The organism is Microcoleus sp. MOSTC5, from assembly GCF_036701825.1.
Taxonomy (GTDB): domain Bacteria; phylum Cyanobacteriota; class Cyanobacteriia; order Cyanobacteriales; family Microcoleaceae; genus Microcoleus; species Microcoleus asticus.
On sequence record NZ_JAUBRK010000063.1, the window covers coordinates 25,112 to 47,546 of the forward strand.

Annotated in this window: 14 protein-coding genes and 1 pseudogene; 4 read left to right on the top strand and 11 right to left on the bottom strand. The window is 45.5% G+C overall.

The genetic code is table 11. The annotated features are described in order from the left end of the window. The 4 genes from QUA54_RS27380 to QUA54_RS27395 form a co-directional block, all read right to left on the bottom strand. Positions 1 to 1,214 (bottom strand): PIN domain-containing protein (locus tag QUA54_RS27380; RefSeq protein WP_333417392.1); only part of this gene is annotated, 1,214 nt, incomplete at its 3' end. A gap of 242 nt (positions 1,215 to 1,456) precedes the next feature. After that, on the bottom strand, positions 1,457 to 2,662 hold the full coding sequence (locus QUA54_RS27385) for a glycosyltransferase family 2 protein (RefSeq protein ID WP_333417394.1): 1,206 nt from the start codon (positions 2,660 to 2,662) through the stop codon (positions 1,457 to 1,459). Positions 2,663 to 3,094: 432 nt separating this feature from the next. Next, on the bottom strand, positions 3,095 to 4,726 hold the full coding sequence (locus tag QUA54_RS27390; protein WP_333417396.1) for a polysaccharide biosynthesis protein: 1,632 nt from the start codon (positions 4,724 to 4,726) through the stop codon (positions 3,095 to 3,097). A 578-nt stretch (positions 4,727 to 5,304) separates the two neighbouring features. After that, on the bottom strand, positions 5,305 to 6,585 hold the full coding sequence (locus QUA54_RS27395; protein WP_333417398.1) for a PilT/PilU family type 4a pilus ATPase: 1,281 nt from the start codon (positions 6,583 to 6,585) through the stop codon (positions 5,305 to 5,307). A 281-nt stretch (positions 6,586 to 6,866) separates the two neighbouring features. Here QUA54_RS27395 and QUA54_RS27400 point away from each other — a divergent pair, with 281 nt between their 5' ends. After that, on the top strand, positions 6,867 to 8,036 hold the full coding sequence (locus QUA54_RS27400) for a DUF58 domain-containing protein (RefSeq protein ID WP_333417400.1): 1,170 nt from the start codon (positions 6,867 to 6,869) through the stop codon (positions 8,034 to 8,036). 72 nt (positions 8,037 to 8,108) lie between these two features. On the opposite strand, the pseudogene QUA54_RS27405 reads toward QUA54_RS27400, so the two are convergent. The 4 genes and pseudogenes from QUA54_RS27405 to minC all read right to left on the bottom strand — a co-directional run bounded on the left by QUA54_RS27405 (position 8,109) and on the right by minC (position 12,145). Beyond that, a pseudogene (locus tag QUA54_RS27405) lies at positions 8,109 to 9,282 on the bottom strand (transposase). A 349-nt stretch (positions 9,283 to 9,631) separates the two neighbouring features. Further along, the gene (gene minE / locus QUA54_RS27410; RefSeq protein WP_333417402.1) at positions 9,632 to 10,003 is read right to left on the bottom strand and encodes a cell division topological specificity factor MinE; all 372 of its coding nucleotides are present in this window, start codon (positions 10,001 to 10,003) and stop codon (positions 9,632 to 9,634) included. A 215-nt stretch (positions 10,004 to 10,218) separates the two neighbouring features. Then, positions 10,219 to 11,025, bottom strand: a complete 807-nt coding sequence (gene minD, locus QUA54_RS27415) for a septum site-determining protein MinD (RefSeq protein ID WP_172190817.1) — start codon at positions 11,023 to 11,025, stop codon at positions 10,219 to 10,221. Positions 11,026 to 11,341: 316 nt separating this feature from the next. Continuing rightward, on the bottom strand, positions 11,342 to 12,145 hold the full coding sequence (gene minC / locus QUA54_RS27420) for a septum site-determining protein MinC (protein WP_333417404.1): 804 nt from the start codon (positions 12,143 to 12,145) through the stop codon (positions 11,342 to 11,344). A gap of 315 nt (positions 12,146 to 12,460) precedes the next feature. On the opposite strand from minC, the gene QUA54_RS27425 reads away from it, so the two are divergent. Together QUA54_RS27425 and QUA54_RS27430 are read left to right on the top strand one after the other, a co-directional pair. After that, positions 12,461 to 13,390 (top strand): ADP-ribosylglycohydrolase family protein, encoded by a 930-nt coding sequence (locus QUA54_RS27425; RefSeq protein ID WP_333417405.1) that lies wholly within the window; start codon positions 12,461 to 12,463, stop codon positions 13,388 to 13,390. 239 nt (positions 13,391 to 13,629) lie between these two features. Then, positions 13,630 to 15,360 carry an NAD(P)H-quinone oxidoreductase subunit 4 gene (locus QUA54_RS27430; RefSeq protein WP_333417407.1) on the top strand — a complete coding sequence of 577 codons (1,731 nt, stop codon included), beginning with the start codon at positions 13,630 to 13,632 and terminating at the stop codon, positions 15,358 to 15,360. 67 nt (positions 15,361 to 15,427) lie between these two features. Here QUA54_RS27430 and QUA54_RS27435 read toward each other — a convergent pair whose 3' ends face one another. Continuing rightward, positions 15,428 to 17,071 carry an NB-ARC domain-containing protein gene (locus QUA54_RS27435; protein WP_333417409.1) on the bottom strand — a complete coding sequence of 548 codons (1,644 nt, stop codon included), beginning with the start codon at positions 17,069 to 17,071 and terminating at the stop codon, positions 15,428 to 15,430. Between the two features lie 471 nt (positions 17,072 to 17,542). Here QUA54_RS27435 and QUA54_RS27440 point away from each other — a divergent pair, with 471 nt between their 5' ends. Continuing rightward, positions 17,543 to 18,727: an NF041680 family putative transposase gene (locus QUA54_RS27440; protein ID WP_333417411.1), complete on the top strand. Its 1,185-nt coding sequence runs from the start codon at positions 17,543 to 17,545 to the stop codon at positions 18,725 to 18,727. Between the two features lie 287 nt (positions 18,728 to 19,014). Here QUA54_RS27440 and QUA54_RS27445 read toward each other — a convergent pair whose 3' ends face one another. Further along, positions 19,015 to 20,979: an ABC transporter ATP-binding protein/permease gene (locus tag QUA54_RS27445; protein WP_333417412.1), complete on the bottom strand. Its 1,965-nt coding sequence runs from the start codon at positions 20,977 to 20,979 to the stop codon at positions 19,015 to 19,017. A 299-nt stretch (positions 20,980 to 21,278) separates the two neighbouring features. Continuing rightward, on the bottom strand, positions 21,279 to 22,118 hold the full coding sequence (locus QUA54_RS27450) for a DUF1361 domain-containing protein (RefSeq protein ID WP_333417413.1): 840 nt from the start codon (positions 22,116 to 22,118) through the stop codon (positions 21,279 to 21,281). Positions 22,119 to 22,435 lie beyond the last annotated feature (317 nt).

The window sequence follows — 22,435 nt, forward strand, 5'->3', positions numbered from 1 at the left end:
ACTGCCTTCATGTGCTCGTCCATCAATTGTTGTACAGAGTTGGGTTTGACAATTTGAGCGACTGCCTTCATGTGCTCGTCCATCAATTGTTGTACAGAGTTGGGTTTGACAATTTGAGCGACTGCCTTCATGTGCTCATCCATCAATTGTTGTACAGAGTTGGGTTTGACAATTTGAGCGACTGCCTTCATTAACTCAGAGTTACGCATCTTCATTTGGTCTAGGGAGTGCATGACAGAATTAGAAATTTGTATTTGTTCAATAGCTTGTCTTAAAGTGTCGTTATCCTGCTCATCAACCAACTCAATATCAGCAATAGCATTTGTTTCTTCGATAGATTTTGGGTCAATCTCAACCATTAATTTATCCTTAGCTATTTGAAGAAAATCTTGAGTTTGATACATCCAAAATGGCTGGTGTACATACTCATGAAATTCGCGCCTTAGCTCAACGTGCGGAGAAATTATTTGGCCATTTTTCTTGATCCACCAATCTACTTTCTTTTCTCCAGTTACGAAAATAATTGGTCGAGATTCTTTTTTGGCAAATTCTAATATTTGCTTCCACAAGATAAAGTCTCCATACTTCCGTTCATCCTCCTTTTCTTTAGCATCCATAAAACCAGGAGGCTTCTCTCGTTTATACCTATCATCAGCTTCCTTGTACAAATTTGGCAATATTTGTTCATTAAAGGGTTCCCCTACTTTTGAATCAAACAATAAAAGAAGGTTCTCTAGAATGCTGTCTTTATCTGAATGCAGTGAAGAATGATCGCTAGTAATTTGTTCTATTTTTTCTCGAAAAGCTTTCTCCACAGCATCAACTGCATCAAGATAGTGTTTTTGATCGCCAAACAAAAAATCCACCTCAGCAGATACTATCCTTCCTGTTTGCCTAAGAGAACCCCGAAGACTATTAAAGTTCTGTTGTTCTGATTTCCATTTCTCAATTACCGATAGAGCTTTTTGAAAAGATTCTACTTCAGAAGCAATTATCTCTTCTCGGCGCCTCAAAAATTCATCTGCTACTTGGTAAGGCAACCAAATTCTGTTCTTAATTTGTTGTAGTATGTTTAGAAAATTCTCTGCCGTAGAATGCGATACTCGATATAGGTCGAGGAGGAAATTTGTATCAAAAACAAAAGTAGCATCCTCCCACAGCCTTGAAAAATCCGCCTCAGATGGGGGAAGCCTCCAAAAGAACAAGTTTCTCATGTGATTTTAATTGATATATCAATTCTTATGAAGTAGATCGAATTATTTCAGAAAAAGGGATTAGTGCCTAATCTTTGTCTTCAGCAGGCTAAGTTATAATTGTATCTCAGATGCGGTAAGATACTTTGTTTAACCTCAAAATAACTAGCGTTTTGTTCGCACCCGTTTATTCGTCGTCAGGTGTGTCAGAAACGAGACTTTTGATTTGAGTCAACTATTTGGCTGACGCACCCTACCGAATACTAAACATCGCGTTCTGTCCGCACCCATTTGGTTTGCCGCTTCAGGAGAAAACCCAGATACAAAGGAATTTTCCACAGGATGTAAAAAGGAACAGATAAAAGAGTTGCACCGGAAATGTCGTCACGCCCAAATTTAGCCCAAGCGCCGACAATTGAAATTAAAATTAGCAATCCTTGTAGTCCTAACAAGACGGCCGGAATTGGAGATGTTCCGAGGGTTGCTGCTAGTAATGAGGTGGCAAAAGCTGCTAGCCAGATAGCGACTAACAGCGAAAGGGGAGGGACGGATAAGTCAAGGGCGATCGCCAATAAGTCAAACCGTTTTTGCTGTAAAGATGCTGCTGTCAGCCGGGGAGTTTGAGTTAATAATGTCTGTATGTGACCGTGTTCCCATCGGGTTCTTTGACTTTTGGCTGCTTGCTGCTGCTGCGGCAAACACCCGGTGACGTTGGCTTCGGGGCAGAATACGGTTGGATGTCCGGCGATCGCCAAATCCAAACTCATCTGCATATCTTCAACAATATTGCTGCTTGCTAGAGTAACCGATCGAATTATCGACCAGGGAAAAGCCATGCCAGTTCCTGTTAGCAATGATGGAAACCCTAACTGTTTTAATCCGCTGGGACGGACTAAGTTTTTCACGAGAAAGGCTAAAGCAGAAATTGAATCTTTCGGAGTAGGATTGGGCGGCTGTTCCATTAAATAAGTCGCTTGCACTGGTCTTTGTTCGGCAACTGCAACACGGGCTAATTTTTCTATAGAGTCTGGCTGACAAATGCAGTCTGCGTCAACCATGATTACTACTTCTGGGGGGTCGGATTCGATCGACTGCAAGCCGAAATCCAGTGCGTATCCTTTGCCCTTGCGTTGTGTGTCTTGGCGCTCGATCGCACTTGCACCGCAGTTACGGGCGATTTCTGCCGTGGCGTCCGTGCAGTTGTCAGCAATCACTAACAAGCGGTCTTGAGGTGTTAGCTGCGGCAATATGGTGGAGATGGTGGCGGCAATTCCTGCTGCTTCGTTGTAAGCGGGAATTAAAACTGCTACTTTGGGGCGGGGGGCTTTAGTTTCCGCTGTCTCGCCCAGGCCGGACAAGAAAGCTGCACTGCATTCTAGAAATAGAACTGCAACGGGAATGAGAAGGATCAGGGCGATCGCCAATAGCACAACATCAATCAATAAAAACAGTAGCTGATTAATTTCCACAATTCTAGTACCTTAATTTAATTTTATTTGTTGCGTTCATTGAGTTCATTTAATCTAATCGCATCTTTGTTAACTCATTGCACAACGCTATCTAAAGTATCATCATATCATGCGCGCGAAAAATCACCCTTATAACGTTGGTAATGATGACTTAAGTCCTTATAAAACTACTCGCACTGGTGTCCTCGCTACAAATTAATTTGATTGCTCTTATGCGATCGCAAATAATATCATATCATGTCGATTCTAAAAATGGTAAGTATATCAATTTAACTAAACCTTAAACACGCTTAGAAACCAGGTTTCTTGGAGAAAACTGGTTTCTGGGTGTTCTGTTTGTAATCAACTAACAACTTGGTCGATGTTTAGCTCATTCACCCCCTGTGGGTGGCCAGTCAGGAAGCAATCTCCAAACTCAAAACTATGTTCAAGCTACGCTGCATCGGGGATAGCAAAAGGTTCAGATTTTTTGGTGGTGAACTGTGCGGGGGGTGCAAATTCTCTGATATATCTCGACACCGATCGCAAATATCCCACTTCTGCTTGAATAGAATCCAGCGTAGAAAGACTCTCCACTAAGTCATCAAATTCATCAGCAGTAACTCCAGCACTGTTCAGGACTTCTTGGTTAAGCCGCCCGTATATTCCTTGCAGGAGGAGTTCGATAATCTCGCTGTAGTCAGCGATTTCCGTTCCGTAACCTTGCAATTTCTTCGGATGTATCCCCCACTGCAAAATCTTCAACAAGTCTTCGGGGGAACTCCACGCAAAAGAGGAAGCAATCACTTCTTTTTCTGCTGCGACAAGAGCGTGCTTGATTTGCACTTCCGGGAAATCTGGATCGCCGATTAAGCTTTCGAGCTTCGACACTTGTTTATCTAACACGCGCAAAGAAAAAGGAGCTAATTCTACACTCACCATGTCACCAGCATCATCAACACTTCTAAAAGGATCTTCCAAAACATTAATTAGGAGGTGAATGTCTGTAGGTTTTTTCCAGTCAAACTGTCCGAGGAAAAATGGTTCTTCGTATCCCGGCAAAAGTCCTTGAAAATAAATCGGCAAATTTTTGCCTGATTCAAGAATTTTATAAAGAGCTACTTCCAAGGTTTCTGTCGGCCACCCGAGATTACTCACGGCGACAAATTTCAGTTTTCCGGGAACGGACACAACCAGCGAATTCAGCAATAAATGTACGGCTTCGACAAGATTTTGAGCGGTTACGTAGCGGTGCGGTGCGTGAACGTTGACAGTTTTACCTTGCTTTACTTTGTTAGACATTTGCTCGCAAAACAAGCTATTTTCCAACATATGAGTAAAGCGAACCATCCCGTAAGTGACATCTCCTTCTTGAGCTGCTTTGGCAAATTGCCATTCGGCAAACTTTTTGGAGGCGGCGTAAACTTCGGTTGTAAAATATCGAGATGTTTTGCCTGTGGAAGAGAAGATGCAGTGTTCTATGCCGTATTCTTCGCACAGTTGGATGATGTGTTTACATCCTAACAGGCTGGTTGTAACTGTTTCTCTGATTTTGATTTCAGCTAGTCCGGGTTGGCGTTGGGCTGCTAAGTGAAAAACAATTTCTGGTTTTTCTATCTCAAATATGTGTTTCAGCGCCTCGAAGTTGCGAATGTCTGCGGCATAGAAAGTTACTGCACCTTCTTTGGTAAAAAGCGGGAGATTTTCTTCGGGGTTTTGACATCGGGCGTTGTCTGCGGAAATGATTTTCGTGGCGCCTAGTTCGAGGAGTTTTGCGATTAAGAAACGACCGACACATCCTTCTCCACCGGTAATGAGGATGCTTTTTCCTTTGATTTGGCTGCTGACTGCAGATGCGTATAGGTGAATTGTGCGATCGCGCACGTCGCTAAATGGTTCGCTTTCTAATTGTCCGTCGGCTTGATAGGCTGCGATTAGCTGTGCGGTGAGAGCTTGTAATGCCGCGAGCATTTCAGGATCTTGCGGTTCCGGGGAACCCGGGGGAACTAGCTGCTGGATGCGATCGATGATTTCTGCTTTGCTGGCACCTTCAAACACTTCTGAGGGGTTAAATGCACTCTTCACTTTTTGGTCTCCTTTAATTTCTAGGAATACGGTTGCTGATTCAAAATTGTTAAACTGATTTTTGATGGACAGAATCTTTAAAAGCCTGTCTAGATTTAGGATTTTTTAGACTGAAAGCTACTTAATCGGAAAGACACGCGATCGGCTCTGCTACTAATTACTTGTATTAAGCCTACTTGTAGTTTTATTAAGCGCTTTTTTTACCTGCTTACTTTTGCGTTCGGCAAAGTCGGAACCTTCTCTGTTCAAAATTTGTCTCTACAACTATAAACTTAAGTTGCTGACTGTTGGCAATACTAAGAACAGATCTTTACTATTTCTTTGTAATCACCTGCGAGTTTTCACGCAATTTTAAAGTTAATGTAAAGTAGGGTCGGTGTTTAAAAAACTTAACAATATACTTGACATTGATAATAGCATTTTATTACTTAAGAAAAATGTATTTGTTGCTACTAAATAAAATAAAAAATTTAAGTAATATTACGCATAATAACGTCCAATATTTCGCTCCACTGAAAAAATTGCTACCCGAGCGGTGGGGTAGTCCTGCTGTGCCTACCCCTGTATGTGTCGTGCTACTAGGCGCGAACGGTGCGTTCTTTTTTGCTGCCTTCAAAGCCGCGAGCGTCCGCAACATCGTAGCCTCCTGTCCGCAAGCGGCGGTCTAAATCGCTGGCTTCGGGAGAAGTTTTTGCTGCTTCTTCGATCGTCACTCTGCCTTCGAGCACCAGTTTGTAAAGACCCTGGTTGATAATCTGCATTCCTTCGTAAGTATCATGTTCCATCAACCGGAAAGCTTCGTCATCAGCACCTTTCATCAAGTAATCGTGCATGGCAGGTGTATTCACCAAAATATCGTGAACTGCTACCCGACGGTTGTCCACTGTTGGCAGCAAAAGTTGGGCAATTACCGCTACTAAAGAATCGCAAATTTGAATCCGCATCGCCTGTTGTTCCTCAGGCGGGTACAGGTTCAACAACCGATTAAGAGCGTTAATGGCGCTGCGAGTGTGGAGAGTTCCCAATACTAAGTGACCAGTTTGAGCTGCTTGCAATGCTGTATTGATGGTAACGCGATCGCGCATTTCCCCGATCAGAATTACATCCGGATCTTCCCGCAAAACTGCCCGCAAAGCCTGCTGAAACTCGTGGGTATGCAAGCCTACTTCCCGCTGGCTGACCAAGCATTTTTTAGAGGGGTGAATGAATTCGATCGGGTCTTCAATTGTAACTACGTGCTTTTGCTCCATCTGATTGAGGTGGTCGAGCATCGCAGCTACGGTTGTCGATTTCCCCGAACCGGTAGGCCCCGTAACCAATATTAATCCCTGCGATCGCAAAATGATATTTTTGAAAACTTCTGGCAACCTCAAGGAATCGATAGTAGGTATTTCCAAACTGATCAACCGCAATACTAGGGCACCGCCGCTGAGGGAATCAAAACAGTTTAGCCGACACCGCACGAAGCCAGGGTAAAAAATTGCTGAGTCTAATTCCTTGGTAGTTGCAAACTGTTTTCGCTGTTCGGGGGTGAGAATTTCGGCTAGGTAATGTTCAAAAATTTCTGGCGTTACTTTGGGGTGGGTGGTTGCTACTTGCATGACACCCCGAATCCGAAATCGAGGTACTTGGCCGACTCGAATGTGAATGTCGGAAGCTCCTGCGCTATGGGCATCTCTGACCATTTGTTCGATCGTGCTGACGGGTGTCTCGACAGGCCGCTGCTGGGCAGGAGCGGGTGCAGGAGGCGCGGGTGCAGGAGGCGCGGGTGTTACAGCCAAGGGCGGCGGTGGCGGCGGTGTTCGTCGGCGGGCTTGAGCCTCTGGTTGAACGGGTGTAGGATTGTTTAATGGGTTCATTTTTTGGTCTCCAGTCAGTCTATTTTAGATTTTAGATTTTAGATTTTAGATTTACTCCACAGATTAATCTGGGAGCAGGAACTAGAGTCTAAAATTTGGGGAGCGACCCTGACTGAGTGTCGGGGGCTTGTATCCGTTTTTGGGCGGGGTCAATGTGATTTATTGCGAAAAAATGCCCGATTTCTAATCTAATGGCTCGCAGCTAATTCGGTGCTAAATGCTGAGAATATTTTACAATTAGGCTTGATGGGGCGATCGAGTAATTAACAATTGCAACTCCTATGAACATCGGTCACAAAATTGCCGACTGGCTCGAAAATCGCGCTGTTAGCCCCGCCTACGCGGGTTGGCTGCTCTTGGGGATGACGGTTTTCTTTTTTGGGTCTGCGACCAATACAATGTCTGGGTGGCTGTACGCGCTTAGCGGTGGGGGTTTGGCGTTGTTGGGAGTAGCGGCGGTTTTGCCGGGAAAATCGCTCCGTTCCTTGGAAGTCCGCCGCCGCCCGATCGAACCGGTGAGTGCGGGCGATCGAATCACCGTCGAACTAGAAATCGAAAATCGCGCCAGCGAACCTAAGACTTTGTTGCAAGTGGTAGACATCTTGCCGTTTGTACTGGGAGAACCAATCGTCCGCCCGATCGAAGTCATAGACCCTAACAGTATATACAGGGATACATATTATCTAGAAGTCCGGCAGCGGGGCGTCTATCGGTGGCAAGAGGTAAACTTGAGGACTGCAGCGCCTTTAGGGTTGTTTTGGTGCCGGCGCAGTCGCCCAGTCAAAGCGGTGGCAATTGTCTATCCACAAGTTTTGCCGTTGAGCACTTGCCCTTTGATCGATCGCATCGGTCAAGAAGACAGCCCGCAATTTTACAATCGCAGTCGATCGCAAGCTGCTACCGAAGGCCTCACCCGCAACCTGAGACCTTACCGCCACGGAGACCCCACCCGCCTGATTCACTGGCGCACCAGCGCCCGCTACGGAGAACTGCGAGTGAGAGAATTAGAAGTTGCAGCCGGCGGTCAAGAAATTATTATTGCTCTCGACAGCGCTGCGGTGTGGCAACCAGAAGAATTTGAACGAGCCGTAACTGTAGCTGCATCCCTGTACTTCTATGCTAGCAAGCGCCTGTTAAACGTCAAACTTTGGACTGCCGGGACTGGACTCGTCTCGGGGAACAGGGTAGTTTTGGAAACTTTAGCGGCAGTTAATGCTGGAGAAGATGCGATCGATAATCGGTCGAAACTGTCGATTATTTGGCTGACTCAAAACTCTGCAAGTTTAAGCACTCTTTCCCCTGGCAGCCGCTGGGTACTCTGGCCGTTTGCAACTGCTGAAACAGGCGAAAAAATGTTAGTCAAACATGATTTACCCGGTTTAGAAATTCGCTCCGACCGACCCTTAGAACTTCAGTTACAAGCTCCTCTGGAAAGAGCGATTAGTTATTAAGATAGTCCTGGACGCAAGCTACTCTGGAAAGAGCGATTAGTTATGCAACAGTCCGGACAGATTTTCGGTCGGTCAAGCTTTGAGAGAGCCGTATTCTAGAAGCTTTTGGTAGTTTGGATTTAATTTAATCAAAGTCGGGTCCAAATCAAACATGGCGATAAATAGTTCTAGTAAATGCTCATTTAAAGCTTTTCGTTTGAACGACGCTATAGAAAATGAAATAACCTCTGGTGTCGGTTGAGCTGTGACGGTAGCCTCTTGTCTCAAGGTGACTTTGGCTAAATTTAGGGCTGTCAAACTACCATTGACCTGGGCATCCAAGGCATCCAGATTGCGAGATTGGCTATCGACCATTCCGGTATATTGTCTGGCATCACGAAAGATAAACTCAATCTGAAATCGAGCACGATAATAAGCCAAGATATGGCTGGCGCTCAGATTAACATCGGTGGAAAACAACAGAATATACCGCTCTTTCCCCTCGACGAGTCGCACGCTTGCAAACTACACGAATCCGGCGGTCAAGAGAAACCGACCAGACCACGGCAGTCCACAGCTCTGTCCCATCGTCTAAGGTCTCAGTTAACGTGAAATATTTTAATTGTCGCTCCAATGGGGCAACCTTGCCGTCATAGGTTTTCTGACGACCAGGACCAGACCGACGTGGCCCTTGATACAGATATTTTAAATTCGCGTCTTGTCGCAGTTTTCCAATGGCATTCCACCCCAGGTTCACGACCCCATCCACCCATTTCCGTTTGCTGTAGAAGCTATCAGCAACCACATATTCAATTCGTTTGGGTACATAGGTCTGACAATAGGCTAGATGGCCTAAATAGAAATCGACTCGATTCCCACAGACTTGATGCTCTATTTCGGCTGCTAAAGCTCGGTCGGACAGGCCCGCTTCCGTCTGCTGAGCCGATAACGCATAGGCTGTATTCTGCTCTACATCGACCACTGCCACCACCGACCACTCCAATCCCGTCTCGACTTGACCACTCTTGCCGTTGTAGAACCGATCGTGATTGGGTGTATGACGACCACTTTTTTCATGAAACGTCGCATCCACCACTAGGATTTGAACTCCTTCCCGAGAACCGTGGGTTTGAATCAAATGACTATTCACCGATTCAAACCCAATTCCTCTGTTTAGATTTCGACGAAACGTTCGCTCTGACAGGGGACTATAGCGGCTTAAATTGGTGTAGTTGGCTCGACCACAGACGACGAATAGGCTCGTCAAGAATGCGAGGAGAAAGGTTCGTTGCGGTTTGTGAAATGACCCACTGTGGTCAGTGCGTCCGTTAGAATATTCTGTAGGCTATCCATGGCGCAGTCCTTTTTTGAATCTGACTGTACTTTAAGCCCTGGATAGCTTTCCTCGCCACTACCCTTGTAAAAAACTGTCCGGACTGTTGTTATGAGGATTAACTTCATGAGTTTTCAGGTATCACAAACTTTTCCCATTTCGATCGCATATTTAGAGCGCGCTAAGAGTTCCCGCCCCACAAGATTTTAATTGTAGAGAGATAGTTTGATTTTAATGGCGAGCCGATCGAACTCGTTGTCTGAGATGAAAATGTTAATCCCTATCACTCTCTAGTGTCGGGGAGAGTTTCGACTACATACTCAGGTACATACTCAGGTACATACTCGGGCCGATTCTGGGGCAAAGTCTTGGGCAAATTCTCCGGTGGATGTTCGAGCCTGACTCGCCGAATCGGAAGATTTGCAATTAGTGCTGTGGCCCGCTGGTCGCTTTCCAGCGAGAACTCAGACCCGGTGGTATCGATTTCCACGTAGCGAGATACCACCTCTAGAATTTCTCGGCGCATCGACTCAACCATTTCTGGGCTGAGTTCTGAGCGATCGTGGGCTAGAACCAGTTTGAGGCGCCGTTTTACCTCGTCGCGGCTGTTGTCAGGGGTGCGCGGGAAAAGTCGTTCGAGAAGTGTGTGTATCATGGGTCGGGCTGGTTTGTCAAGGGTTAGGCATAGAAAAGGTCATACCGTTTTCGATTTTCGATTTTCGATTTTCGATTGGGGAATCACTCATTCCCTAAGGGTTTGGAGTTGACCTACAGTTTCATTCTTTTTGGGAACTGGTGTCACTGGGGGAAATCTCGGCTAGTTTTTGTGATGCAGTTGCTGCGGTTAAAGACCGATCGCCAATGAGCACATCACATAATTTTAGTGTTTAAGAACTTGCGGAGACGAGTGAAGAAGTTTTCCCGACGGGGATTGAGATCTAGAAATTCAACTTTTTCGCCTTCTAAGCGGCGGGCAATATTGTCGAAGGCAGTTCCAGCTAAAGAGGCCGTTTCCGACAATACTAATGGTTCGCCTCGGTTGGTGGAAACGATGACGCGCTCGTCGTCGGGAACGACGCCTAACAGCGGAATCGCGAGGATTTCCCGCACGTCTTGCACCGACATCATATCATTTGCCAGCACCATTGCGGGTCTGATCCGGTTGACGATCAGGTTGATTTTCTTGACGTTGTTGGCTTCCAGCAGGCCGATGACTCGATCGGCATCGCGGACAGCAGCGATTTCTGGAGTGGTGACAATGATGCCTTCTTGGGCCGGGGCGATCGCATTTTGAAAACCTTGTTCAATTCCAGCAGGAGAGTCGATCAAGATGTAGTCGTATTTTGCTCCCAACATCCCCACAAGCTGCTTCATTTGCTCGGCGCTGATGGCATCTTTCATCCGAGTTTGGGCAGCCGGCAACAGCACCAAGCGCGGCTGCCGCTTGTCTTTCACCAAAGCTTGCTCTAACCGACACTCTCCTGCGAGAACTTCTAATGCCGTGTAAACAATCCGATTTTCTAAGCCCAGCAGCAAGTCCAAATTTCTGAGACCAAAATCGGCATCAATTACGGCAACGTTTCGTCCCCGCTTAGCTAAAGCCATGCCGAGATTGGCTGTGGAGGTGGTTTTTCCTACCCCGCCTTTCCCTGATGTAACAACAATAATGCGAGCCATAAGCGATTTTAGATTTCTTGGGAATTAGTAATTGGGAATTAGTAATTGGGAATTAGTAATTGGAAATTGGTAATTGATAATTGGCAATTATTCTTTGGAAATTTTGCAGTAATCTGTTATTCAGTGAATTAACTCAACACTCAATACTCTCCTTGTTCTACTAATTATCTATTAATTTGCACTGATTTTAAAAATCGTCTTTTAGTGACTGATTTACCCAAGGCAAAAATGATCGAGTGCAGGCTTAAAGAGAAATAGTATTAACAATTACCCATTAACAATGACCAATTACCAATTACCAATTACCAATTATCGATTACTCATTACCCCCAACTAACTGCGATTTGTCAAAATCAGAGGCTCTACCGATCCGAATCCCTTGAGGCGTCACATAGGCGACTTCCGGGAAAAACTGAGCGGGTGAGGTTTCTGGGCCTCTGGCAACATACTTAGCAATCCTAATCACCATCGGTTCCATCTGCAAGGTCATAATCACGCTTTTGGTGTTGCCACCGGCACCGGCGTGCACGACTCCCCGCAAACGGCCCCAAACTAGGATATCGCCTCCGGCGATGACTGAGCCGCCTGGATTTACGTCTCCCAAAAGTACGATCGTGCCTGGATGTCGAATTTCTACGCCCGATCGCACTGTCATCTGCAAATATAAAGGTTCCGCCAGCGATTGCGGTTTTTCGGCAGCGGCTTTATTCAGGGAAGAAACCGGAGGCTGTTGTTCTACACAATAGCCTGCCGTAGCTGCGGCAACGGCGGTTTGGCGGCGACTGGTGTGGACTCGTTTGAGTTGCAGTTCCACTTCCGAGAGGGCAGAGGCTATCTCTTGCAGTTGGCGGATATCTAAAAGTCGATCGTTCCCCATCAATTGTACTTCTGCGTTAGGCTGCCAAAAGCGTTCTCCTGCATTCAGCCTGACTTTTAGCTGCTGCCAAAGTTCAGTCCAAGTCGAGGCCGTGGCTGTTGCGGGTTCGCTGTTGGTTTCTGGGGGGAGTAGCAACAGTAGCTGTCCATCTTCTGTCTTGAGTCGGACTTGCAACTCTAAGCTGACTTCGGGTGTTGATTGAGGGGCGGCAGCAGCGGCTGCGGCGGAGGCATCGGGTGTCATGGGACAGTTTGATCTCGGGTAGGGACAGGTTAACATCAATATTAGCCTGACTCGTCTTTTGCCTCAGCATTTGGGGAAAAAGTCTTGTTTTTTTATTTTTAACGGCAGCTAGGGCAATTCTATTTCGTTTGTGAACAAGATTTTGTTTTAATGAACCGCAGAGGGCGCAGAGAACACAGAGAAAGAGAATTAAGAGAAGAGAGAATGAGAGAATTTGACAATTTTGGCATCGATTGTTATACAGGCAGGTAAGATGCAGAGAGAAATGGTTTTGAATTCACTAGCGCTTACTAATTATTAATTTTCAATTACGTTATGCAGCAAATAGAACTTTATCGCGGCAGTCTTCTCGGTTTAGCAGTTGGCGATGCTTTGGGAACAACTTTAGAGTTCTGTCGCCCCGGAAGATTTACACCTATTAACGATATGATTGGCGGCGGCCCGTTTCGACTGCAACCGGGCGAGTGGACGGACGATACTTCGATGGCTCTTTGTTTGGCTGAAAGTTTGATTGAGAAACAAGGTTTCGATCCTGTCCATCAGTTAGAAACTTATGTGCGGTGGTGGCGAGAGGGACATTTGAGCAGCACTGGTGCGTGTTTTGATATTGGCAATACGGTGCGACAAGCACTTTGGCAGTTTAAAAATACAGGAAAACCTTTCTGTGGTTCTACCGATGCTGGGACTGCTGGAAATGGTTCGATTATGCGCTTGGCTCCCGTGCCTTTGTTTTATGCTAAAAATCCTTTAGAAGTAATAGAAAAATCTGCCGAAAGTTCGAGAACTACTCACGGTGCTGCTACTTGTGTGGATGCTTGCCGTTATTTTGGTGCTTTAATTGCGGGGGCTGTGAATGGAGTTGCTAAAGATGCGTTGCTTTCGGAAAGATATTGTCCTATTTCGGGATATTGGGCAGCAAATCCGCTGGTAGCAGAGATTGATGAGATTGCGGCTGGTTCTTTTAAACGGCGACAACCTCCTGAAATCAAAGGTACTGGTTATGTTGTCAAGTCTTTGGAGGCGGCACTTTGGGCATTTTACAACAGTTCTTCTTTTGCCGAAGGCTGTTTGTTGGCTGTGAATTTGGGCGACGACGCGGATACAACTGGTGCGGTTTACGGACAGTTGGCGGGGGCTTTTTACGGGGAGGGGGGAATACCGGAAAAATGGCGATCGCAATTGGCGTATCTCCCTTTAATAGCATCTTTCGCCGATCGACTCTTGACTTTATCTCGATCGAGCTGAGTGTTTTCCACTGCATCACAACAGAGTAATCTGTCATCGGTAATTGTCAACCGCTAAACAGCGACTAATGACTCCTGACTAATAACTGCAAAAATTCTTGACTTTTGCAGCAAGTTGTGTTTAGCAGATTTACTCTGCATATCTCTAAAAAAAAAAGATTTATTTACAAATCTTAATTTTTGATTAAATTTAGTATTATAATCTTGGTAACTTCCAACTAAGTATTTATTCTCACTATCATGATAGCGGATCAATTTCCTTGGCTGACCGCAATAGTCATCCTACCCCTCCTAGCTTCCCTCGCCATCCCTTTTCTGCCCGATACAGACGGCAAAACCGTCCGCTGGTATGCGCTAGGCGTAGGTATTGCAGATTTTGTATTAATGTGCTGGGTGTTTTGGACACATTACGATCCGAGTATCTCTAGTTTCCAAATCGTAGAACAATATTCCTGGATACCTTCTTTAGGGCTCAACTGGTCTGTTTCCGTTGACGGACTGTCAGTTCCGCTGGTACTGTTGGCGGGATTGGTGACGACGCTATCTATTTTTGCTGCATGGGAAGTCGATCGCAAGCCGAGACTCTTCTATTTCCTGATGCTGGTGATGTACTCCGCACAAATAGGAGTGTTCGTCGCCCAAGACATCATGCTGCTGTTCATTGTCTGGGAACTCGAACTAATTCCCGTGTACCTGCTAATCTCGATTTGGGGCGGACAAAACCGCCGCTACGCAGCTACCAAATTCTTGATTTACACCGCGGGCGCTTCCATCTTTATTTTAATAGCTGCCTTAGCAATGGCATTCTACGGCGGAGGCACCCCCACCTTCGACATGGTAGAACTAGGCTTGAAGGACTACCCACTGGGTTTAGAATTACTGCTTTATGCGGGATTGTTAATTGCCTTCGGCGTGAAACTGGCGATTTTCCCCTTCCACACTTGGCTACCTGACGCCCACGGCGAAGCATCTTCTCCCGTGTCGATGATTCTGGCCGGCGTATTGCTGAAAATGGGCGGATACGGACTGATTCGGCTCAATTTGGAACTTCTCCCCAAAGCACACGTTTACTTTGCACCGATTATGGCGGTGCTCGGCGTGGTCAATATTATCTACGGCGCGTTGAATTCCTTCGGCCAATCGAACATGAAGCGCCGCTTAGCGAATTCGTCGATTTCTCACATGGGATTCGTGTTGTTGGGTATTGCTTCTTTCACGGATTTGGGAATCAACGGGGCGCTGTTGCAAATGATTTCCCACGGTTTAATCGCCTCAGTATTGTTTTTCCTGGCTGGCGTTACTTACGATCGCACCCATACAATGATCATGGACGAGATGGGCGAGATTGGAAAAGTCATGCCGAAAGTGTTTGCCTTGTTTACCGCAGGCGCGATGGCATCTTTGGCACTCCCGGGAATGAGCGGTTTTGCTAGCGAATTGTCAGTGTTTGTGGGCGTCGCCACTAGCGATATGTACAGCGGTTCTTTCCGCGCGGTGACAGTGTTCCTGGCGGCAGTTGGACTCATTTTGACGCCGATTTATTTGCTCTCAATGCTGCGACAGTTATTCTACAACTGTGGGACACTAGCGGCTTGCGACCTTGAGGATCTAAATTTGCAGAATCAGAGAAACAATCTGGATGAAGCGGTTTGTTTTGGTAATAGTTGCGTTTTGCCTGGTGATGCACCGTTTATTGATGCTAAACCTCGGGAAGTGGCGATCGCATTTTGCTTTTTGATACCGATTGTCGGCATTGGTTTTTATCCCAACATGGCGATGCAAGTTTACGACGCGAAGACTGTGGCAGTGAACGCCACAGTCCGGCAATCTTATATCCAAATCGCTCAAGACAATCCTCAGATTTATGCGAAGGGATTTTTGGTTCCCAGAATTGCCCAAGCTCAAAAAGCGCCGACTTTGGGCAAAATTATCGGGTCTGAATCTGCATCGGTTTTTGGAATTGTCAAATAATTTTATCGAAGTCTGTTTGTGTTGAAAATTGGGCGATCGCTTTTGTCAAAGGGCGATCGCTTTTTTGTTAAGACTGAAGTTCCGAAATAATTGCCGCCAGATTCTCCCTAGCATATCCCACCTCAAGAATCGATTTATCCTCCAGATCGGAGGCAACTTTATTCAAGATATTGAGCGGTTCTTCAGAGCCTGTAGTCTTCAAAAACAACACTTGCAACCGATTTTTTACTAATTCTAAAATAGAGCTGCTTCCAGCCTCTTTCCCTCCTTTTCCTTTAGCAATATTGACTCTCAAATTGTGAGTTTTCAACAGCCCCATTCTGTCTATTCCTTGCGTCTTAACCGTCTCCAAAACCTCTGCTCGAATTTGCTCGACTAATCTGTCGGTCACATATTGCACGATCAAAGGCTGAAGCATAAAAACCGTTTCCCCGCCCTCACTGATTTTGTCAATTAGCGAGCGACGGCCCAGAGAATCGAGATTTTTTAGCAAATCAGAAAGCGATGAATTGACCAACATCTGCTCTCGTAAAGTCGCCAGGGAAATCTGGCTTTGAGCAATAGCAATCCAGTAAGCAATCTCTTGTTCAGAACTAGACATTCGATCGAACTGTTGGGCCAGCAAATTGCTGATATGTTCTTCAATAAATAACGCCGTTGCTTCCAAAAACTTTAAAACATTCCCCTCAAAAAACTCGTGAATTGTTGTCGCTACAATCTTTAACGCTAACAGATTGCCTCCGTACCGCGATAACAAGATTTTCCACTCTCGATCTGAAGCAGATAAACCTTTTTCTTGGAAAATCTCCCGCGCAATTTCCTCGGAAATCGCAGGTTTTAAAGACCGCACTTTTTCTCCCCCCAACAAAGCCAGTTCCGTAGGTTCTTCCGAACTAACTAGCACTAAACAGCTATTGTGATTGACTTCACAGAGCCGCACAATTAAATCTCGATATCCTTCGTAGTCTTCGCGGTAGTGTCCGGCTAATTCTTGGGGTCTGAGAACCGCTTCAAAATCGTCTAAAATTAGCAGACAGCGGTGCTTCCGTAGCTCCTCTACCAAGCGCGAAATTTTGCCGTTGAGGTCGATCCTCTTCGAGGGCTCCGCTAACGGCAGATCGGGTTTTTGTTGGTTAGAAAAAAGTTCAATTAAGTTACTCAGGAAGTCGGATGGTGCTGGTGTCGATCGCAGCGATCGCCAAATCACAAAATCAAACTCATTCTGTACCTGTTTTGCCAACTGCACCGACAGAGTTGTTTTGCCGCTACCAGCCAAACCCAGCAGCGCTACCAGGCGACAATTATCTGATAAAATCCACTGCTTTAAAGTAGTTAATTCTTCAGTCCGTCCGTAAAAAACCGAAACATCCGGTGCTTGACCCCAATCTTGCTGTCGGCCCCCGGCCGCCAGGTTGAATAGAGATCCTTTACCTCGACTAAAATCGCTCGTTCCCTGGTCGGTGTGGTATGAAAACAGCAACTGATGCCTCAATTCCGAAAGCTTTCCAGGGCCGTTCCCCCCGATCTGAAACTTTTTGTAAACTTCGCCGAGTCTTTTGCGAACGGCGATGTCGCTAATGCCAAGCTTGGTTGCAATTGTCGCCGTAGATTGACCGTCAAGAGCCATAAAGACTGTTTCTAACTCGGCATCTGTGACTGCGCGCTGTTTGGCGATCGTTTGCACAAAGTTTTGAGGAATCGGAGTAGTCAAGGTAAGAATCTCGCCTATACTAAAAAAATCTATCTTCTATTATATTATGTGAGTTCTCGCGGGCGAGCAATTGAATCGAACCTGCAAACGTTCAGCTTGCTTTTTGCTGTTTGGGCAGTTTTAGATATTTATACTCAATTATCGATTGTGATACCAGTTTCAACAAAGAATGCAACTTTAGGCCCGCGATCCAAACCCATACAGAATCAGTGATTCACAATTCTTCAATTTTTTAATTCTTTAATTTACTGTAGTTTAGACTAACTAAAGATGAGAACGGTGGCCAAAGAAGAACTAGAGCCACCGTTAAGGAGAGAATGAGGGTGAAAAATAAAAACCTATCCACTCCTTAAATGAACAGTGAACGATTAAAGGACTTTCGTCAAGAAGCATACGAGTTATTGGTACGAGGCAAGGATGCAACATTCGAGCTGATGGATGCAGTGATGACCACGCCCGAATGCAGCCTGTTTGGCGGAATTTTCGCTCAGTCCGCTATTCCATCGTCAATGGTCAAGCATCTACGAGGCATTACAAGATTGTAGACCAGACCGGAAAAAACTGATGCTGCTGTATTTCCAGCAATTACAGGAGGAAGCACCCCCAACGGAACACATATTAGTGGCAATCGACCATACTGCATGGGGGAGAGCAGATGCCAAAACATTACAAGAAAGAACCCATGAATATCACGAAGGCGTAATTATTGGACAGGGGTACAGTACAATTGCGTGGATACCCGAAGCAGAAGGAAGTTGGGCATTACCCCTACTACATGAACGAATTAGTAGTTGGTCTTCACCAATAGAAAAAGCAGCTTCCCAACTCAAACTTGTTTGTGAACAGAGCATCAATCCAGTCTTAGCAGTTTTAGATCGAGAATATGGCAATGCAAATTGGGTACTGGCGCAAGCAGATATTCAAGCTGATTGTTTAATGAGAGTCCGAAAGAATGCCTGCTTGTGGTCAGCACCACCAACCTATAGTGGTCGTGGCAGACCACGGAAACATGGGTCAAAAATGAGGCCGGGCGACCCAGCCACATGGCTTCAAGCGGATACTGCGCTCGAAATTGACTCTCATCCAGATTTGGGACAAGTCCGAGTCAGTCAATGGCTAGACTTACATTTTTATCGTGCGCCTGGACAGAGAGTCAATTTAATCCTCGTCGCAAGAATGAAGCCCATGTCAAATGGTCAGCCATTTCCACCCTTATGGTTGGCTTGGGTGGGAGAACGAACTCTCCCTCTAGAAACAGTCTGGTTCAAATATTTACGACGTTTTGGAGTGGATCATTGGTATAGGTTTGCCAAGCAACGACTACACTGGACATTGCCTAACCTGAGAACTCCCGAACAATCCGAGCGTTGGAGTGATTTAATGCCGTTGATGAGTTGGCAACTCTGGCTAGCTAGGGATTTAGTGGTTGAGAATGTATTACCTTGGCAATCTGCTACGATTAATTTAACCCCTGGACGTGTTGCTCAATCAATGTTGTCGCTTTTAGTTGACATTGGTACTCCCGCAAAAATGCCTAAACAGAGGGGAAAATCCCCCGGCTGGGAAAAAGGAAGGGTACGGACGGTAGCACCGCGATATCCCACTGTGAAAAAACGGGTTTCTCGACGTAAAAAGTCTTCAAGATTAGTTATTTAATCTTCTCCCTCTTGAGTTTTTGAGTAACAGCTTGCCGGATATTCTAAGGCGGCTACTTTTGGCTGCAATCATTTTTTAGTCTAAACTACAGTAATTTAAAAGGGTAGGAGTAACCGGGAATCGATCGGCATTAATTGTTGCTGCGATCCTACCCGTAGAACCTATTGTCGGGTGGGTGGAGGCGCGGCGATTAATCTGTAGAACCAAACTATAAATCTCCAACCGCGCCACCACCCACCGCGAACCAACAACCGAGTAAATTCACAATTCATGAAAGCAACGCTTTATCAGTCAAAAACCTTCGCACTAGCGCGGTATTCTTCCGTCGAAACCAGCCGCCAACTCCCATCGCCCAAAAGTTCCAAAACCTGCTGGTGATATTTCACTAAACTCAATCGGTGGCCGACACTCACAAACGTAGTTTTAGTGGCTTGCAACTGCTCGTATAAATGTTGCTCGTTCTTCAAATCCAAAGCACTTGTCGCCTCATCCAAAATAGCGTATCTCGGTTCCGTCAATAACAATCTAGCAAAACCTAAACGCTGCTGTTCTCCCAGCGACAAAATCTCACCCCAATCTAAATCCGCATCAAAACCGCCCAATCTGTCCGGCAAATCTGCTAAGTTTACTGATGCCAAAACGCGGCGCAATTTTTCCTCATCAACCTCGCTGCTGCTGTTGGGATAGAGAAGTTGCGATCGCAAACTACCCAAAATCATATAAGGACGCTGCGGCAAAAACAGCATTTCCCCGAGTTCCGGCCGCGCCAAACGGCCCGTTCCCAAGTCCCACAAACCCGCAATTGCTCGCAGCAAAGAACTCTTCCCAGCACCGCTTTGACCGACAATTAACAGTCCTTCCCCTGGCGACACGGCTACCGACAAATCGCTAATTAAAGTCTTTTGATGCTTCGGAGTATCTAAAGTAACGTGTTCCAGTGTCAATTGCGAATTTATAACTGTATCGATTGTTCTGAAGTCTAGTTGAACAACATTTTTTTCATCTTTTAAAGACTCATTAAACGTAGCTAGACGATTAATTCCCGCTGCAAAAGCACTCAAGCTTTCAATATTATATACAACCAAAGAAAATGCCTCTAAAACCTGACGAAAAGCAAATTCAGCTTGAGTAATATCGCCGTATCTGATCTTACCTGAAAAGTAGATAGAAGCCAGGAACAAAGAGGGGATAATATAAGTTGCATATTTATAGCTGAGTGTAAAATATTGCAGGTTACGCTGCCACCCAATTAGCAAATTAAAGTTCCGAACTGCTTCTAAAAATCGGTGTTTCACCTGAACAGATTCCTGTGCTTCTCCCCGATAAAAAGCAATTGATTCTGCATTGTCTCGAATGTGAACTAAGCCATAACGAAAGTCGGCTTCTTTGCGGAGCTGATTGAAGTTCAAAACTATCAACCTTTTGCCAATAATTATCATTACTGCCGTCCCAAAGACAGCATAAATAATTAGTCCGATCGAAAGACTTGTAGAAATAGACCACAGAATACCCGTAAAAGAAATAACATCAATAACTGCTCCCAACATCAGCAGCAGAAAATCTAAACTCGTGCTAGTGAATGATTTGATATCTTCAGCGATTCGCTGGTCGGGATTGTCGATTTCTTTCTGAGAGTTTACTTCGTAATAAGCGCGGTTTTGAAAATATCTATCCAGGAAACTATCAGTCATCCACTCTCGCCAATACAGTCCCAGTTTCTCTTGGGTATAGCGGTAAACAACAACTATCGGAGTACCGATGATAAAAACTCCAGCATACACCCACATAAAGCGCCAAAAAGTGGTCTGATCCTTTTCAGCAAGTGATGTCGTAAAAAAGTTACCAATGTAGCTAATTACTACGTTGATGCCGCTAACAGACAGCGACAAAAATAGCAGCAGAGCTAACATTATCCACTGCTTCCAGCGCGGTATCAACTTGCTTCTGAAAAAGACAAAAGCAGCCAACGGGAGAATTAGCATTAAACCAACGATCGCAATTGTCGGTGAGTAGATAATTCCTTTGATCAAAGTAGCTAAGCCAGCCGCAACCCCGTTAAAAGCCTCTGGAAAAAAGGCTTGAGTACCCAAACTGACAACACTGACAGCCACAAACATCGCAGCGAAGAGAAATATCAACAACAGCACCACTAATCCTAAAAAGATTCTGCCGCCTCCAGGCTCTAAAGGATAAAAGTAAGGTTGAGCGATCGCAATAAATCTCTGCCACAACTGACGGTCAAATCGATTCATCTTTGCTTTTTACAGAACTACTTCAACTTTTCTAACATATCAAGTTTTATTACCCATTGTGGCAGTAATTTATTCAAGAGTTCAGGTAAAAAAATGGCATTACCGAAAGACTGATATAGCCCGAGTCTTTCGGTAGTCGGGTCTGAAGGCACTTATGCCCAAGACAATAAAACCAAAAGTTTTAACAATTAAGAACGTTTTCATCGTCAGACCCGTTGCTATATTTGCAGAGAAATTAGGCCAGGAGATAAAAAAGTTGGGACGTTAGTTGTGGAGCAAATCTCAAATCTCAAATCTATCTAGCTGGAAGAAGTCGCGCTGTCGCCGGCTAACTCCGACTGCGATTGGCTGCTGTAAAACCGCTGGCTCATCCCTAAAATTACTTGTTTCATTACCCAATACAAAACAGCAATTACTACAAAAGTTACAGCCATTACTAAAACCGGACGCTTGCCAATCAAATCGTTCATTACGGTGTTAACCAGCGCATCGGGGTTAGTCAGAATGTCCCAACTGTTGAAGCGTATAAATCGCCCTAAATAAATCCCGATCGCCGAAAGTGCGTGTATAGTTATCTCCGTTGCCAGGATAAATTTACTCCAACCCTGTTGCTTCAAATAGTAACCCAAATTCATCACCGACAGCACGTAAGCCCCAAACCCGAGCAGCATAAACACCAGATACTGCGGGATCAAAGCTAGAGCCACAGTCCACACCGAGTACCCCTCTTTAATCTGCTCGATCAGGTGAATGATATCAGTTAAAACGTAGGGCGCATTGGGCAAAAAGGCGATCGACGCCAAAAAACCGCCCCACCAGCGGAGAGAGCGAACTCCGCGCTGTCGCAGTACCCAGATGTCTAAAGCCATCAGTGCCAGCGTAATCACGATCGCCCCCAAAACGTAAGTTTTGCCCACATCTTGCACAATGTGCTTCAGATAGGCCAAAACGTGGCGCGTGCTGGGCAAAAAAGTAGCGCCCAGGAGAAAAGCCGTACCCCACAGCAGCCAGCGCGATCGGGGTTTGCGAAACAGCAAAAAACTCAGGCCCAGCGGTACTAAAGCCAAAAACAAATTCCAAGACATCCAGCGGACATTGTGTCCCATTGCTTCCAGCGCTTCCAGGATTAATCCCATCATGTCAAGTTTTATACAATTAAAGGTTTGATGCAGCTTCAATCTATCTTAGTCGTTAACTTGTAGGGTGCGTCAGCTTATGACTCCACGCCCGCGCCTGAAAATCAAGAACTGCTGACGCACCCTACCACTGTCGAGTCAATCTAAAATCTAAAATCTAAAATCTAAAATCGACTGACGCACCCTAGCACTGTGGAGTCAATCTAAAATCTAAAATCTAAAATCTAAAATCGACTGACGCACCCTAGGGCGTCGGTTCAGTATTAGGAGTTGACAAAAAAGACTGAAAATGATATGTGAATTGAGAAGCCTGTTAAATT

Coding starts and splice junctions, on each gene's coding strand:
- QUA54_RS27425 (WP_333417405.1), top strand. CDS start 12,461: ATGCAGCAAATAGAACTTTATCGCGGCAGTCTTCTCGGTTTAGCAGTT.
- minD (WP_172190817.1), bottom strand. CDS start 11,025: ATGGCTCGCATTATTGTTGTTACATCAGGGAAAGGCGGGGTAGGAAAA.
- QUA54_RS27395 (WP_333417398.1), bottom strand. CDS start 6,585: ATGAACCCATTAAACAATCCTACACCCGTTCAACCAGAGGCTCAAGCC.
- QUA54_RS27445 (WP_333417412.1), bottom strand. CDS start 20,979: ATGAATCGATTTGACCGTCAGTTGTGGCAGAGATTTATTGCGATCGCT.
- minC (WP_333417404.1), bottom strand. CDS start 12,145: ATGACACCCGATGCCTCCGCCGCAGCCGCTGCTGCCGCCCCTCAATCA.
- minE (WP_333417402.1), bottom strand. CDS start 10,003: ATGATACACACACTTCTCGAACGACTTTTCCCGCGCACCCCTGACAAC.
- QUA54_RS27450 (WP_333417413.1), bottom strand. CDS start 22,118: ATGATGGGATTAATCCTGGAAGCGCTGGAAGCAATGGGACACAATGTC.
- QUA54_RS27430 (WP_333417407.1), top strand. CDS start 13,630: ATGATAGCGGATCAATTTCCTTGGCTGACCGCAATAGTCATCCTACCC.
- QUA54_RS27400 (WP_333417400.1), top strand. CDS start 6,867: ATGAACATCGGTCACAAAATTGCCGACTGGCTCGAAAATCGCGCTGTT.